1 protein-coding gene is annotated in these 1190 nt (G+C 62.7%); it reads left to right on the forward strand.

Going from position 1 to position 1190, the window contains the following annotated elements; genetic code table 11:
- Positions 1-218: 218 nt before the first annotated feature.
- Positions 219-1190 (forward strand): nicotinate phosphoribosyltransferase (locus ENZ74_RS32335; protein WP_127313311.1); only part of this gene is annotated, 972 nt, incomplete at its 3' end.

Genomic DNA, 1190 nt, shown 5'->3' on the forward strand with positions numbered 1-1190 from the left:
CGACGCCCCTGTGGCCGGCCGCATCGTCAGCCGCCGCAAGCGTCCGGCGCTCAGGGTGATGGGCGGCAAATCCGCAAGCTGATGCCGGGCTGCGCGCCGCCGCATGCAGGCAGCTCTTTTTGTCGGGCCAGCCTGAAAGCGGGCAGCGTTGCGGCCGATTCGATGCTATGAGGCCTGTCGCAATTGTGGATGGCAGGCAGCGAAGGCGGTGTTGAAACATGGCTAAGACCGATATTGCGCGGCGCGTCTACAACCACACCTGGAAGCTCGACCCGATCGTGCGCAGCTTGCTCGACACGGATTTCTACAAGCTTTTGATGCTGCAGATGATCTGGGGCATGTATCCCAAGGTCGACGCAACCTTCTCGCTGATCAACCGCACGACCTCGGTGCGCCTTGCCGACGAGATCGACGAGGGCGAATTGCGCGAACAACTCGACCATGCCCGCACCTTGCGCTTCTCCAAGAAGGAGATGATCTGGCTCGGCGGTAACAATTTCTACGGCCGCAAGCAGATCTTCGAACCGGAATTCCTCGCCTGGCTGGAAGGCTTCCGGCTGCCCGAATACGAGCTGTCGAAGTGCGACGGGCAGTATGAACTGACCTTCAGCGGGCCGTGGATGTACACCACGCTGTGGGAAATCCCGGCGCTCGCCATCATCAATGAACTCCGATCTCGCGCGGCGATGCGGGCGTTCGGGCCTTTCGCGCTCGACGTGCTCTATGCCCGCGCCAAATCCAAGATGTGGGCCAAGACCGAGCGGCTGAAGGCGCTGCCCGGCATCCGCATCTCGGATTTCGGCACGCGCCGGCGCCATTCCTTCCTATGGCAGCGCTGGTGTGTCGAGGCGTTGAAGGAAGGCATCGGCGAGGCGTTCACCGGCACCTCCAACGTGCTTTTGGCCATGGACAACGACCTCGAAGCGCTCGGCACCAACGCACATGAGCTGCCGATGGTGTTTGCCGCGCTTGCCGACTCGGAAAAAGAGCTGAGACAGTCGCCTTACAAGGTGCTGCAGGACTGGCAGCGCTACTATGGCGGCAATCTGCTGATCGTGCTGCCCGACGCCTTCGGCACAGCATCGTTCCTGCGCGATGCGCCGGACTGGGTGGCCGACTGGACGGGCTTTCGCCCCGACAGCGCGCCGCCGATCGAAGGCGGCGAAAAAATCCTGTCCTGGTGGCGCGAC

Source organism: Mesorhizobium sp. M7A.F.Ca.CA.002.15.2.1 (genome assembly GCF_003998715.1).
GTDB classification, from domain to species: domain Bacteria; phylum Pseudomonadota; class Alphaproteobacteria; order Rhizobiales; family Rhizobiaceae; genus Mesorhizobium; species Mesorhizobium ciceri.